The organism is Metasolibacillus sp. FSL K6-0083 (assembly GCF_038630865.1).
GTDB classification, from domain to species: domain Bacteria; phylum Bacillota; class Bacilli; order Bacillales_A; family Planococcaceae; genus Metasolibacillus; species Metasolibacillus fluoroglycofenilyticus.
This window is the reverse complement of the sequence record NZ_CP152046.1, coordinates 1,541,814-1,556,139: the sequence shown is the minus strand read 5'-3', so window position 1 is coordinate 1,556,139 and position 14,326 is coordinate 1,541,814. Positions and strand designations below refer to the sequence as shown.

13 protein-coding genes are annotated in these 14,326 nt (G+C 36.9%); 10 read left to right on the top strand and 3 right to left on the bottom strand.

Going from position 1 to position 14,326, the window contains the following annotated elements; all coding sequences use genetic code 11:
• Nucleotides 1–781: 781 nt before the first annotated feature.
• From coxB to ctaG, 5 genes are all read left to right on the top strand, one after another.
• On the top strand, nt 782–1,849 hold the full coding sequence (gene coxB / locus MHB51_RS07445; protein WP_066169657.1) for a cytochrome c oxidase subunit II: 1,068 nt from the start codon (nt 782–784) through the stop codon (nt 1,847–1,849).
• 36 nt (nt 1,850–1,885) lie between these two features.
• Nucleotides 1,886–3,826, top strand: a complete 1,941-nt coding sequence (locus MHB51_RS07440) for a cytochrome c oxidase subunit I (protein WP_066169660.1) — start codon at nt 1,886–1,888, stop codon at nt 3,824–3,826.
• Nucleotides 3,826–4,461 (top strand): cytochrome (ubi)quinol oxidase subunit III, encoded by a 636-nt coding sequence (locus tag MHB51_RS07435; RefSeq protein WP_066169663.1) that lies wholly within the window; start codon nt 3,826–3,828, stop codon nt 4,459–4,461. The genes MHB51_RS07440 and MHB51_RS07435 overlap by 1 nt, the downstream gene beginning before the upstream one ends.
• Before the next feature lies 1 nt (nt 4,462).
• The gene (locus MHB51_RS07430; protein WP_066169666.1) at nt 4,463–4,804 is read left to right on the top strand and encodes a cytochrome C oxidase subunit IV family protein; all 342 of its coding nucleotides are present in this window, start codon (nt 4,463–4,465) and stop codon (nt 4,802–4,804) included.
• A gap of 179 nt (nt 4,805–4,983) precedes the next feature.
• Nucleotides 4,984–5,898 carry a cytochrome c oxidase assembly factor CtaG gene (ctaG, locus tag MHB51_RS07425; RefSeq protein WP_066169671.1) on the top strand — a complete coding sequence of 305 codons (915 nt, stop codon included), beginning with the start codon at nt 4,984–4,986 and terminating at the stop codon, nt 5,896–5,898.
• 239 nt (nt 5,899–6,137) lie between these two features.
• Here the strand turns inward: ctaG and MHB51_RS07420 are convergent, their stop codons facing one another.
• Nucleotides 6,138–6,617: an Lrp/AsnC family transcriptional regulator gene (locus MHB51_RS07420; RefSeq protein WP_066169673.1), complete on the bottom strand. Its 480-nt coding sequence runs from the start codon at nt 6,615–6,617 to the stop codon at nt 6,138–6,140.
• Between the two features lie 227 nt (nt 6,618–6,844).
• Here MHB51_RS07420 and MHB51_RS07415 point away from each other — a divergent pair, with 227 nt between their 5' ends.
• Nucleotides 6,845–7,768 carry a DMT family transporter gene (locus MHB51_RS07415; protein ID WP_342559299.1) on the top strand — a complete coding sequence of 308 codons (924 nt, stop codon included), beginning with the start codon at nt 6,845–6,847 and terminating at the stop codon, nt 7,766–7,768.
• Between the two features lie 140 nt (nt 7,769–7,908).
• Here MHB51_RS07415 and MHB51_RS07410 read toward each other — a convergent pair whose 3' ends face one another.
• Entirely contained in the window at nt 7,909–8,265 is a 357-nt protein-coding gene (locus tag MHB51_RS07410; protein ID WP_066169678.1) for a YugN family protein, read from the bottom strand.
• 380 nt (nt 8,266–8,645) lie between these two features.
• On the opposite strand from MHB51_RS07410, the gene MHB51_RS07405 reads away from it, so the two are divergent.
• From MHB51_RS07405 to MHB51_RS07390, 4 genes are all read left to right on the top strand, one after another.
• Nucleotides 8,646–9,722 (top strand): CAP-associated domain-containing protein, encoded by a 1,077-nt coding sequence (locus tag MHB51_RS07405; RefSeq protein ID WP_342559298.1) that lies wholly within the window; start codon nt 8,646–8,648, stop codon nt 9,720–9,722.
• Between the two features lie 26 nt (nt 9,723–9,748).
• Complete coding sequence (locus MHB51_RS07400) at nt 9,749–11,227, top strand: UDP-N-acetylmuramoyl-L-alanyl-D-glutamate--2,6-diaminopimelate ligase (RefSeq protein ID WP_342559297.1); 1,479 nt, start codon at nt 9,749–9,751, stop codon at nt 11,225–11,227.
• Nucleotides 11,228–11,437: 210 nt separating this feature from the next.
• Entirely contained in the window at nt 11,438–12,400 is a 963-nt protein-coding gene (locus tag MHB51_RS07395) for a D-glycerate dehydrogenase (protein WP_107942227.1), read from the top strand.
• 76 nt (nt 12,401–12,476) lie between these two features.
• The gene (locus MHB51_RS07390; protein ID WP_066169689.1) at nt 12,477–12,923 is read left to right on the top strand and encodes a YlbF family regulator; all 447 of its coding nucleotides are present in this window, start codon (nt 12,477–12,479) and stop codon (nt 12,921–12,923) included.
• 284 nt (nt 12,924–13,207) lie between these two features.
• Here the strand turns inward: MHB51_RS07390 and MHB51_RS07385 are convergent, their stop codons facing one another.
• A complete protein-coding gene (locus tag MHB51_RS07385; RefSeq protein ID WP_342559296.1) occupies nt 13,208–14,113 on the bottom strand; it encodes a glycerophosphodiester phosphodiesterase family protein in 906 nt (301 codons plus the stop codon).
• Nucleotides 14,114–14,326 lie beyond the last annotated feature (213 nt).

The window sequence follows — 14,326 nt, the reverse complement described above, 5'->3', positions numbered from 1 at the left end:
TTACATCATTATCGCCTTCAAAAAGCGTTTATCATTTTAGATAATAGCGGATTATATTATAAAAGACAACTTCAATCAGGATAAGTATTTTAATATAAAAAGCTCTTCACAAATTGTTCATAAATTCGTGCCAATCCTTTCACAAAACACATTGTAAAATAGCTTAGTATAGAATATGGTATTTCTATATTCCTAGTAGTTGTGGACCTTTCACGCATTCTTCATTGAAATTTCACCAAACGTCTAGAAATTAATCGGAAATTTCGCTATAGTTATATTAGCGGAATATGCTTACAAAAATGAAAGGCAGTTTTCAATTATGTTGCAATTGTAGATAAAAAACTTAAAACGTTTTCAATCGTTTCACGCATTTATTTAGACTGGTTCTTAGCGTTTAAATAAATAACTGCACAGCAAGAGAGAAAAATGTGATAGTCATTTATTATGAAAAGTTTTAAGGATATAACAAATGTAACATTATTAAAGTTGTTAATTCGATGTAAGCGAAATTTTGTAATTATAGCATTTAATAGTGCTGACATGTGATGGAATATGAGGATTAAGTTGATAGTCGTTCAGGTGCTATAGTTAAAGAATATTTTGACTTATACGAGTTGCGTATTTAGGGCACACTTGAAGAAGGTGTTTGTATAATTAAAATGTGCGATAAAGAGATGTTATCGTCACACTAAGCAACTAGCTAAGAATTCTTTTTCTATGGAGAATCGCAGTCCGAGTTACACATGGAAATACAATAAAGAAAGAGGGGTTTAATTAGGCTATGATAAAAGGGCTTAAAAAATGGCGTCTATTTTCACTTTTAGCAGTAATGACAGTATTCCTTGCCGCTTGTGGTGAAGAGCATCTTTCCACTTTGAGACCAGCTGGCTCTGTCGGAAGAGAACAATTCAATCTTTTAATGCTCACAACAATTATTATGACAATCGTAGTCGTTGTTGTGTCGATAATTTACTTACTTGCATTCTTCAGATTCCGTCGTTCAAGAGTCGGTGAAAATGTAATGCCGAAACAAGTAGAAGGTAGTCACACATTAGAAGTGATTTGGGCAGTTATTCCGATTATTTTATTAATCATTATCGCTATTCCTGTAATTTCTGCTACTTATAAATTTGCGGATGTTTCAGCAATGGAAGATGTAAATGAAAATGGTGAGAAAACAGCTTTAACTGTGAATGTTACAGCAAAGTTATATTGGTGGGAGTTTGAATATCCTAACCAAGGAATCGTAACAGCACAGGAGCTTGTAGTACCGACTGGCGAAAGAGTTTACTTTAACTTAATGGCGGCAGATGTAAAACACTCATTCTGGATTCCTGCTGTAGGTGGGAAAATGGATACGAACGTTGAGAACTTAAACAAATTCTATTTAGATTTTGAAAAGGAATCTAAGGACCTTGAAGAGGGTGTATTCTTCGGAAAATGTGCGGAGCTTTGCGGACCATCACATGCTTTAATGGACTTTAAAGTAAAAACTCTAAGCCCTGAGGCATTTGATGCATGGGTAGCTTCTATGAAGGCTACTGAGGGCAATACAGCTTCTGCTGAATCAACAGATTTAGGTGAAGCAACGTTTGCAAATAGCTGCCTAGGCTGTCACGCTGTTTCAGGTGTTGGTGTAGCAGGTGCATTCGGACCGAACTTAACAACATTTGGAGACCGTAACCGTGTAGCTGGCTTCATGGACCACACTGTTGAAAAAACAACAGATTGGATTATGGACCCAGAGTACTACAAGCCAGGTAACTTAATGACTGACAAGTATAGCGTTACAGAAGAAGAAGCTCAAGCTATCGCTGAGTATTTAATGACACTATCTGTAGAAAAATAATAACAAGAGATAGAAACTTTGAAGGAGGTTAAAGTTGTGAGCTCTGTTGCACAGAAAAAAAGCTTTGGCGCACAAGTATGGGACTTTTTAACGACAGTTGACCATAAAAAAATTGCCATTTTGTATTTAGCTGCCGGTACATTATTCTTTGCGATTGCCGGACTTGAAGCGTTATTTATGCGTTTCCAACTTATGTTCCCTGAAAGTACTTTCATGTCGGCGGGTACTTTTAACGAACTATTAACGATGCATGGTACAACGATGTTATTCTTAGCAGCAACACCGTTGCTATTTGCCTTTATGAATGCCATTGTACCTTTGCAAATAGGTGCGCGTGACGTAGCATTCCCATTTTTAAACTCATTAGGATTTTGGCTGTTCTTCTTAGGGGCAGTGTTTCTTCACCTATCATTCTTCTTAGGTGGGGCACCTGATGCAGGATGGACTTCTTACGCATCATTATCTTTATATTCACCAGGTCATGGTATTGATTTCTATATACTAGGCTTACAAATTTCTGGTGCTGGTACATTAATTTCAGGTATTAACTTTATCGTAACAATTATTACGATGCGTGCACCTGGTATGACATTTATGCGTATGCCACTATTTACGTGGACTACATTAGTATCAAGTACATTAATTTTATTCGCTTTCCCTCCACTTACTGTAAGTTTATTCTTATTATTAGTGGATCGTATGTTCGGAGCTAACTTCTTCGATCATTTGATGGGTGGTAATACAATTATTTGGGAGCATTTATTCTGGATTTTTGGTCACCCTGAAGTTTATATTTTAGTATTACCTGCGTTCGGATTATTCTCAGAAATTATTCCGGTATTTGCTCGTAAACGATTATTCGGATATTCTTCAATGGTATTCGCAACAATTTTAATCGGATTTTTAGGGTTCATGGTATGGGCTCACCACATGTTTACAGTAGGTCTTGGTGCAACAGCGAATGCGATTTTCGCCGTAGCAACAATGACAATTGCCGTACCAACTGGTATGAAAGTATTTAACTGGATTTTAACAATTTGGGGCGGTTCAATTAAAGTAACGGTTCCAATGCTTTATGCATTAGGCTTTATCCCGTCATTCGTAGCGGGTGGGGTAACAGGTGTTATGATGGCTGCTGCGCCACTTGATTACCAATTACATGATTCTTACTTTATCGTAGCCCACTTCCACTACGTAATCGTAGGTGGTATCGTAACGGCTTTATTCGGAGCGGCTCATTTCTACTGGCCAATTATGTTTAACCGTGTATTAAGTGAGAAACTAGGAGTTATAACATTCTGGATATTCTTTATTGGATTCCATTTAACATTCTTCTTACAGCATTTCTTAGGTTTAATGGGTATGCCACGTCGCGTATTTACATTTATGCCTAATCAAGGTTGGGATTTATTCAACTTAATCTCAACTATCGGTGCGATTATGATGGGTATCGGCGTTATTTTATTAGTGCTTAACGTTCTATTATCAATCAAGTCAGAGCCAGTAAACCGTCGTGACTATTGGGGCGATGGACGTTCTTTAGAATGGGCATTAGAAACACCACTACCATTCTATAACTTTAAACAAACGCCACTTGTACGTGGTTATGACCCATACTGGATTGAGAAACATGAAGGTAATAAAGAGGGGATGGTATATGCAGAGCCACTAGGCGATATTCATATGCCGAACAACTCAATTTTACCGTTAGTTATGTCAATCGGAATGTTTATTGCTGGATTTGGTGCATTGTATAGCCCTTGGGGTGACCAAGTAATTGCAGGCACAGCAAAGGGTATATCACCAGCATTATCTGTAGGTTTATTAATATTTGGTATTGGTATGACGGTTGTAGCAATGATTACACGTTCTGCAAAAGATGACCTAGGTTATTACGTAACAAAAGCAGAAGTTGAAGCAACAGAAAAAGATTTAGCACATTACCGTGCAACAGGTAAAAAAGGGGGTAATAAATAATGGATTTAAATACTAAATTCACTCCTCAAAACTGGCCTGCGCATGCTGAACAAGCAACGATGGAAGGGAAAAACAAAGTCGTAGGCTTCTGGATTTTCCTTGCCTGTGAAGTAGTTTTATTTGCAAGTCTTTTCGCAACATATTTGGCGTTGAAAAACTCTGGTCCTGCTAGCATGGATTTAGCAAAGTATTCAACACAAGCGTTGTATGAATTACCTTTAGCATTCGCAATGACAATGATTCTTTTAACATCTTCGTTAACATCGGTTTATGCGATGTACCATATGAAAAACTTTAATTTCAAGGGTGTACAAACGTGGATGGGAATTACCGTTATTTTAGGTTTAAGCTTCTTATGTCTAGAGATTTATGAGTTCTATCACTATGTACATCTGGGCTTTAGCTATTCACATTCAGCGTTCTCTTCTGCATTCTTTACGCTTGTAGGAACGCACGGTGTTCACGTAGTTATCGGATTACTTTGGATTTCAAGCTTAATTTTCCGTAATATGAAGCGTGGATTAAACTTATATAACGCACCAAAGTACTTTATAGCTTCTTTATACTGGCACTTTATTGACGTTGTATGGGTATTTATCTTTACAGTAGTTTACTTGATGGGAGTGTTAGGATAATATGGCACACGATACACATTTCGAAGCTCGTTCTCACGTTCAGCAAGAGTATTATCGTAAAGAAAATGCTGCGAAAATGCGTCAACAAGTAACGCAATTCGCAATAATGATTTTATTAACATTTGTAGCATTTGCTTCAGCAATAGCTGACTTTGCTCCAAACTTTGTTAAACCGGTTGTACTTTTACTTGCAGGTGTGCAAGTAGTACAACAACTATATTCATTCATGCATATGGAAGATAAAAATACTCACCATATTGGAATAGTTTCATTCTACATGTGGGGCGGTGCATTCATCGCATTTACATTCTTCCTTTGCTTCCTAACAATTATTTGGTGGTAATTAAGAAATTGTAAGTAAAATAAAACTCGAACAAGTTGCTATCTTTTCGGATAGCTCCGTTGTTCGAGTTTTTTATACATCTAATTAATAATTACTGTAATTGTCATAGTTCATCTATTGATGTAATAGCTAGCGACACTTTATAATAGAAGTATTGAAGCTAAAGGAGTGCGGTAGCTATGCCATTAAGTATTTTTGGATTTCAAGCATTATGGAGTCCTTATTTTATAGGTGTTTTAGTATTTTTAACGATTGTATATTTTTTAGTAACTGTCACATGGCGTAAGGATTTTAAGGTAAGTGAGCCTTTAAAAAAAAGCGAGGCTATTTATTTTATATTAGCGATGATTGTACTTTATATCATCAAAGGTTCACCGCTTGATTTGTTAGGGCATATTATGTTTACAGTGCATATGACACAAATGGCATTTTTACTACTATTGGCGCCAATATTACTAATTAAAGGTATTCCATGGTGGATATGGCGCGTCGTAGTGAATGCACCTGTTATTAAACCGATTGTAAAAGTAGTAACGAAACCTGTCGTTGCCATTTTCATTTTCATTGGGCTATTTTCGGTATATCATATTCCACTTGTTTTCGATGGAATTAAGCTTGATGAAACAACACACGGTTTATTTACATTTATTTTATTTTTAGCAGCTCTTTTTATGTATTGGCCAGTATTCAACAATGTAGAAGGGCAGCACCAGTTAAAACCGCTTTATAAAATTGCTTATATTATCGGTAACGCTATATTAATCACACCTGCCTGTGGGTTAATTATTTTTGCATCAGCACCGTTATATGCAACGTATACAGATGGTGAAGCGTGGTTGAGGGCGATGGAGTTATGTGTGCCGAAATCAACTTTATCAGGTTTATCATTATCAGGACCTGAGCTGTTTACATCAATGACACCTGTTGGCGATCAACAGCTTGGCGGTGTATTAATGAAAATTATCCAGGAAGTTATTTTTGCGTTTATTTTAGTGAGTGTTTTCCGAAAGTGGTGGAATAGTGAACGTAAAAATTCAGATGAAATTACAGCGAATGCTTTAAAAGAATTCCAACAAAAGGTGAAATATGAATAATAGAGGAATTTGTTTGGCATTGTTAGTATTTTAGCAGGTTTAACAGCAAGCATAAATTAATAAAATAAGTAAATCCCTTTAGCAAAATGTTAGTTAAAATTATGCTAGAGGGATTTTTTATTTTTATCCTACATTAACAGGCAGAAAGACCCCACTTCAAGAGTTGAGTGAAAATATGCTAAGGAGAAGTGGGAGATGAGGAAAAAATCCCTACTAATTAAAGTATCATTTTATAAAAATTAATTATTTCCTATTGGTAATATAGTTGAATTTTTAACTTCTCTTAATGATAAATTTGTTTGGATTCTTGATATACCGAGCTTATTTAATTTTCTTATGAAATAATCTAATTCTTTTCTATCACGAATGACGACCTTTAATAAATAATCATGTTCACCAGTTAAGCAGTGGCATTCCAATATTTCAGACATTGTGGCTAAAGCATTCTCGATTTTTTCCAATAGCTCTGATTGATGAATATTTGTGCTAATAAAAATATAGCAAAGTAAATCAAATCCGAGCTTTTCTTGATTTAAAATTGCCACTTGTCGTTCAATAAAGCCTTCGCTCTCTAGTCGCTTGATTCTTGCATGTGTAGCTGGTGATGATAAATTAACGCGCCTCGCTAATTCAGCATTACTAATTTGCGATTCTTTTTGAAGTAAGTCTAAAATTTCAATATCAATTGCATCTAATACTTTGCTGATAGCTGATTCCATCCTATTGCCCCCTTAATAATCGTTCGTAATATGCTATGTATCCAGTATATATTTTGAATGATATATCATCAATATCATATTTTGTTTAATTTTATTTTGTTTTTATTGATTATGAAAGAATGTTATTTTGTGTTATGTATAAATCAATTATAATAATTAGTGTCAACACTTGCCAGACCGATACAATATGATTATTTTCAGCGTTGAAAAGAAAGGGGCTAAATACTATGCCTAAACGCTATGTAGTGTTATTGCTCATTACAAGCTTATTTTGGGGAGGGAATTTTGTTGTTAGCAAATCACTTATAGCGCATGCTTCTCCGTTAACTTTGACAAGTTTAAGATGGCTAATTGCTGTTATATGTCTTCTTCCTATCGTCTGGTGGAAAGAAAAAAGGTTATTTCCTCCACGACAAGCATTATTGCCCTTATTTATAATGGGCATTACTGGTGTCGTGTTATTTAATATCTTTCAGTTTATAGCTTTAGAGCATACAACTTCAACAAATGTTGGGTTAATTTCTACATTGAATACGATATCAATTGCAATTTTTTCATTTCTCTTTTTAAAAGAAAGAATAAACTTTCTACAAATACTTTCCATCTTACTTTCGTTTTTCGGTGTTATTTTAGTGCTTTCGCAAGGGAAAATTGAACTGTTGCTCTCTCTCAATTTTAACTCGGGAGATTTGTGGATGATTGTTGCAGTATGTGTATGGGGCGTATACTCTATTTGTAGTAAATGGGCAATGCAAACAGCTTCGCCATTAATATGTACGCTGTATGCCGGTATTTTTGGGCTTATGATTTTATTGCCGTTTAATATTTCAAGTTTTTCTGTTACAAATATCAATATGTCTTTTATTCAGGCATTGCTTTATACAGGAATCGTTTCAACAGTTATTTGCATGCTGCTATGGAATATTGGTGTACAAAAACTAGGAGCTACAACTGCAGGCGTTTTTCTAAATTTTAACCCTATCTTTACGACTATTTTGGCTTTTCTATTTTTAGGTGAGCAATTAACATGGCTACAAGGAATCGGGGGGCTTCTCGTTATAGGAGGCTGCTATTTATTTTCTCGCTTTCAAAGCAAGATTTCTTTACAAAATAGTTGTCACTTTAAAAAGTTGCAGCCACACCATAAATGAGCATGGCTGTCAGAAAGGGGCTGTTTGAAGAGGTATACCTTTTCAAACAGCCCCTGTTTTTATGTTAGATATTTGTGTACCAAAAGCGAAGCGACTGGTACAGAAAGTAAGTGCTCCTGCGATTACTCACCGCAAAAAAATTAAATACCAAATTCAGCTAAATCTTTGCGCACGTCTGCTAAGATTTTTTCGCAATCCTTTACTAAATGAGCAGGGAATACTTCATCTGTGTATTCTACACCATGTGGGTAGTAATATTTACCAATTGCAGGTTTGTGTAATTTTAAAGTTGCATCGTATGCGCCTACATCGCCTGAAATAGCGCTGCAGAATAAACGTAAATAATAGCGTCCTTCACGTACATCAAAGCGACGATCGAAAGTCATGCGGTCATAATCCCAAGCACCGTGGCATTCTAAGCCGTGTTTTTCTAAAACTCTTGTCAACACTTGTTGATCAACTACTACGTCTTCAAGGTTTGTGTTTTCAAAATGCATTGTATAATCCTCCTCTAAAAAAATCGTACATACTTATATATGCTCCATTTTATAATAGAGCAAATTTAGCTTTGTTGCAATGACAACATTGTGTCAAGCTTGCTTTAACTTCTTTCAGCCAGTGTTTGGACATTCGCTGAAAAATAGGAATTTAGGCTAAAACATCGCATACTAAGATAACAACATCGTTTTGGCCTCCGGGGATGTCATAATTTTTGAAGAGAAATCCGTGTGATACAGGTTAGTTAACCGTTGTCTTAGAACGTGAAAGTTTTAGGCTGACTTCCGCCAAACAGCTCGAAAAAATCTGGACGAGAGTTAGTCGAGGCGTAATTGATTTGCTATAATGATGAATAAGAATTGAAGATGAGGAGGTAGAAATGGAAGCCCTTTTCCGTATTTTAATTATCATCGCTTTTTTAGGCATTATCTATTACTATGCAGGTCCTAATGCGAAGCAGCATGATCCACTTGAAGGGCCAAACATAGTGCAACAACCAATTTTAGAGGAAAATGCCATTGTAGATAACGGCGATGCTTTAACGCGTCCTATTGAAGGCTTATCGACACATATAGGCGAAACAAGTAAGACGATATTATCTACATACGGACGTCCTACGCGCATTGATAAAACACCGTTTCATTATAAATGGTGGATTTATAATAATAAAGATGGATTTAAAATGTTTGGTATAGCTGATGATAAAGTCGTACAAGTTTATACAAATAGTTTGAATATGAATGTTGCTCCTTATGAAATTGGACAAATGCTAGGAGATATTTATCGTATGACAATTATCGAGTCTGAAGTGACAGCAAATATTGGAGATAACACTTATATGTTTGCGATGAATGATTATGATTTGCACAGTCGGATATTAGTGAAGTTCGAGGATATTTTTTCCCAGCTATATATTGATACAAATACCGAAGAATTAATAGGTATTCGATTTTTAGACAAGGAAACGCTTGTTACACATAAGCCTTATGAAATGCAATTTATAGGGGAAATCATTCATATGCCAGCTCCTTCCTCCTATAATCAGCTGTATATTCATCAAGCAAATGCAGCACAGCTTGCGGATTTAACGAATGTTTTCAGGGAACGTTACGGCTTATTAACACTTGTTAATGACTCAGCGCTTAATAGTTTAGCTATGGAAAATAGCGAAAATTTATTTTTACAAAGTATGACTACACAGCAAACTGAGAATACAGATATTTCATTGAAGGACCGCTTGGGCGCTTTAGATATTCAATTTAAGTCAGCAAGTGAAATTATCGCTACAACTTATATCGACGTCATTGAGGTGATGCATGGTTGGTTAAACTCTAAGGAGCACCGAAAAGTATTGCTTGATGAGAGCTTTACACATATAGGAAGTGGCGCATATATGGACTATTACACGCAAATATTAATAACCAAAAATAGTCGAGATGTAACTGGCATGCAGTAGCATTTATAGCTTCTTTTCATACAGTAATGAAAAGGAGTGAACTAAGTGTGCAGCTAGCTGAATTGTTAAAAGATTGGCCATGTATCGTGAAAGGCTCAATTCGAGTGCAAGTAACAGGTATAGAGGATTATGCTCAAAATATTCAGCAAGGTTATATTTACGTGCTGCGAAAGGGAAAGAAATTTAATGGCAAGTCGTTTTTACAGCAAGCAATTAATAATGGGGCGAGTGCTGTCGTTGTTGAAGATGATACATTACTCGATTTAAAGCTTACTGTTCCGATTGTATGGGTACCAAATAGCTTGCAATTTTTATCGTTTGCAAGTGCGAAATTGCGGAATTTCCCAGCGGAAGCTTTAACTGTTATTGCGATTACTGGAACGAATGGCAAAACGACAGTGAGTCATTTTATTAGTCAAATGCTACAAATACAAGGGAAAAGCTGCATCGTCATTGGGACGAACGGGGTTTTTTTAAATGGCGAACGTTGGTTGACCTCCTATGAATCATTAACGACATTGCAAGCAAAGCAATTGCAGGAAATCTTTCAAATGGCGGTACGGCAAGGTGTGGGATATGCAATTTTAGAGGCATCCTCAATGGGGTTAGCACACCATCGATTAGATGATTGTGCGATTGATATCGGCATTTTTTTAAATTTATCAGCTGAGCATATTGAAGACCATGGCTCATTAGAAAATTATAAAAAAGCGAAGCAGCGACTTGCCGTTTTGGCGAAAAATGTCGTTTTAAATGGAGATGATCCATTCAGCCGCTCTGTTGGAATCAATTTAAAGAAAAAAACAATGCTATTCGGCTCAAAGGGACGAGTTGATATGCAATGGCAACTACTAACTGAAAGTGAAGGGCATAGCACATGCTGTCTACAATACAAAGGAGAGGAACATATACTAATATTACCCTTTGTAGGCGAATTTCAAATTCAAAATATAATGGCTGCATTTGCCGCATTGTATGTCTTAAATTTTGATATAGCCCAACTTATTCCGGGATGCCTACATTTGAGGCTACCGGAGGGACGCATGCAGGAAGTAGAGAATGACCAAGGTTTGCGCATTATCATTGATTATGCGCATACACCCGCAGCCTTAAAGGCGGTGCTTCAAGCATTAAAGCAAGAAAGGGTGCGCCTAGTCTTTAGCTGCGGTGGTGAAAGAGATAAGGATAAAAGGCGTAAAATGGGGACAATTGCCTCTACGTATGCCTATAAAATTTATTTGACGACAGATAATGCAAGAAGTGAGAAGCCAGCAGAAATCAATGCTCAAATAAAGGCGGGCTTTTATAGCGAGCAGTTGTATGAGGAAATAGAGGATAGGGCACAGGCAATTGAAAAGGCGATACGCGAGGCGAGGCAGGGAGATGTTGTGCTAATTGCAGGGAAGGGTCATGAGCAAACGCAAACCATTGGCTCTACAACCATTCCATTCTCAGATAAAGCGTGTGCAGAAAACGCCTTGCAAATCAAAGGCACTGCGGAATAATGAAAAAAAGTACAATTACTTCTTTTTGTAATTGATTATAGAAGCTAGGGCTGTCTGAAATAGGTATATCTTTTCGGGGAGCCCTTTCTGAATCTATTAAATAAAGAAAAGCAAAGGAAATATCTTATCGGGAAATATCTAAATATTCAGAGTATCTTTGCTTGTTTTTAATTTCTGCTCTAATATGTGCTTAATGGGGAGGTTTTTTATTTGAAAAAGAAATTATTAATTACGCGCAAATTACCCGCTCATATTGTTGAGCCGTTAGGCGTTTATTATGATATTGCCGAATGGCGTGAGGAGGAAGCTAGCATGCCGCGCCAAAAGCTATTGGCGTCTGTTAAGGATTGTGAGGCTTTGTGGGTGACATTAGCTGATAAAGTGGATGCAGAGCTTTTAGCACATGCACCGAATTTAAAAATAGTAAGCACATTATCAGTGGGCTTTAATAATATTGATATAAACGCGCTGCGCGGTCGAGGTATTATTGCAACTAATACACCAGATGTTCTAACGGAAACAACTGCTGATTTAGTGTTTGCTTTGCTGTTAGCAACTGCTAGAAGAATTCCAGAGGCAGAGCGTTATTTGCGGGAAGGACAGTGGGAAGGCTGGTATCCTTTACAGCTTGTTGGTAAAGATGTAGGAGGGGCGACGATTGGTATTATCGGCTTAGGACGCATCGGACAAGCTGTAGCGCAAAGAGCATTAGGCTTTAATATGAAAGTGTTATATTATAATCGCAGTCGAAAAATAGCTGTTGAAGAGCAATACGGTTTTCATTATAGGGTATTTGAGGATGTATTAAAGGAAGCTGATTTCATCGTGCTAATGACACCCTATAGCGAGGCAACAAAAGGGCTGATTGGGGAACGGGAGCTAGCATTAATGAAGGATGATGCTGTACTAATTAATGCGGCTCGTGGAGGCATTATTGATGAAGTAGCTCTTTATCATGCATTAAAAAATGGAAAGCTATGGGCAGCAGGTCTAGATGTTTTTGAACAAGAGCCAGTCGATTTACAGCATCCCCTGTTAACATTGCCGAATGTTGTGGCCTTACCGCATATCGGCAGTGCCTCCTTGCAAACGAGAACAGCAATGATGAACTTAAATGTTCAAGCGCTATGTGCATATGCACGGGGAGAACAGGTGTTGAATAGAATCAATTAATTCGGATTGAAAAATCATTCCAATTCCATACAATCTATATTTCTGTTATGATAATGACAGACTGGAGGAAAAAAGAATGTTAATGACTTCTGAATGGGCATTTATTTTAGATGAAGCGGATGAGCTAAGTGCAATGATTCTTTCCTCAGACCCAGTAAAAAGGCTGAAGGATGCATATACAGCCGTTTATACAGATGGCAAGCTAGCTAGTCAAATTCAAGCATTTGGGCGAATGAAGGAGCATTATGAGGATGTGCAGCGCTTCGGTAAGTATCACCCAGATTATCATACAATTATGAAGAAAATACGAGAACAAAAGCGTGCACTTGATCTTGATGATCGTATTGCGGCTTTAAAGCTTGCTGAAAATGATGTGCAGGATTTATTAGACGAAGTTAGTTTAATAATAGGACGCTCGGTTTCTGAAGCAGTGAAGGTGCCAGTTAGCAATCCGTTCTTTAATAGTGGTAGTAGCTGTGGCGCAGGCTGCGGCACGGGCGGAAGCTGCTCTTGCTCGGCATAAAACAACCTATCCGTGGGGGATTTTTCACCCTACGGTTTTTTTTATTTAATTTTTTAGTGTACTTGCTGTAACCATAGATTCAAAGAGGCTATTTCAAAAGTCGAACTTCTTCGTGGTGCAGTGAAAATGCAGCTTTACATTTTAATTTAAAAAAAGCTACTAAACCTAGTGTTTATCCCATTTTCTAAGAAATTACTTGCTATTTTATCTAGTGACTCCTTTGCTGAAACATTACCGAAAACGTCCCAAAAGCAGGCTATGCACGGTTTTTGGGACGCTTTTTTCTACTCTTTATATTTCAATAAAATCGGCTCTGCTAAATCTGGACGGTCCGTAACAATGCCTTGTGCACCTGTGCGTACTAGGCGGCTCATTGTAACTAAATCATTTACTTCCTTAAAGAAAATAGCAACATTTAGTCCGTTTAAAAATTGCATAAATCTTGTTGAATCAAACGGAATGAGTGCTGATTTTGTTGGGACAGTAAAAACATCCACCTTTGGGTTGAATAAATGTCCAAATTGGCTTGTAAAAGATGTATAAGCTTTTGTCGCTTCTCCTTCGCCCGCCCCTAAGACAATTTGGTTTTGCGCATACAAATTAAAGCGTTCAATTTGTTCATTATAGGCACTTGTTACGATAACTTGTGAAGCAAGGTCAAATTCTTCAATAATGCGCCATAGCTTTGAAGGAATTAAACTACCTTCATATGTGTCTGGGCTATCTTGAATATTTAAAATTAATTTTTTATCTTGATATTTTTCTAATACTTGCTGTAATGTCACAACTGAAATATGCTCATTAGCAAATCGCTTATGACCTTCTAAATCCTCAAATTTTTCGCCGAAATTAATTTCTTGAAGCTCAGCTAGTGTAAAATCTTTCACGAAGCCAATAGCAGTAGATGTGCGCTCTAATGTTTCGTCAGTAAAAACGATAATTTCCTCGTCCTTCGTCAAGCGCAAATCAATATAAAAGCCATCCACACCGAGTTCAGCAGCCCTATCGAATGCAGCTAATGAATGCTCTGGTGCTAAATGTGCGCCTCCGCGATGAGCAAAAATTAGTGGCCTTCCTTGTAATAAATCTTTCGTTTGACGTTTTCGTGGTTTTACAACTGCTTTAGAGCCAGCCCAAATTGCTGCGCTCGCTGCCGCAATTGCAATGGCAACTTTCGCTTTTTTCCCCATATGTCTTCTTCCTCCTCAGATTTTTACCTTAATCATTGTGAACTGAAAACAAATAAGCTGTATAGAAAATATTTTATCAAAATAAGCCTATTAATGCTTATTATAGCTGAAAATGCTACCTACTGTCTAAACTCTGTTGCTATCAAATAAGACATTTGGTATGCTTTTATCATGATTTAGCTTTTAAATGCTTACCTCTATAAGTGGTGGGAT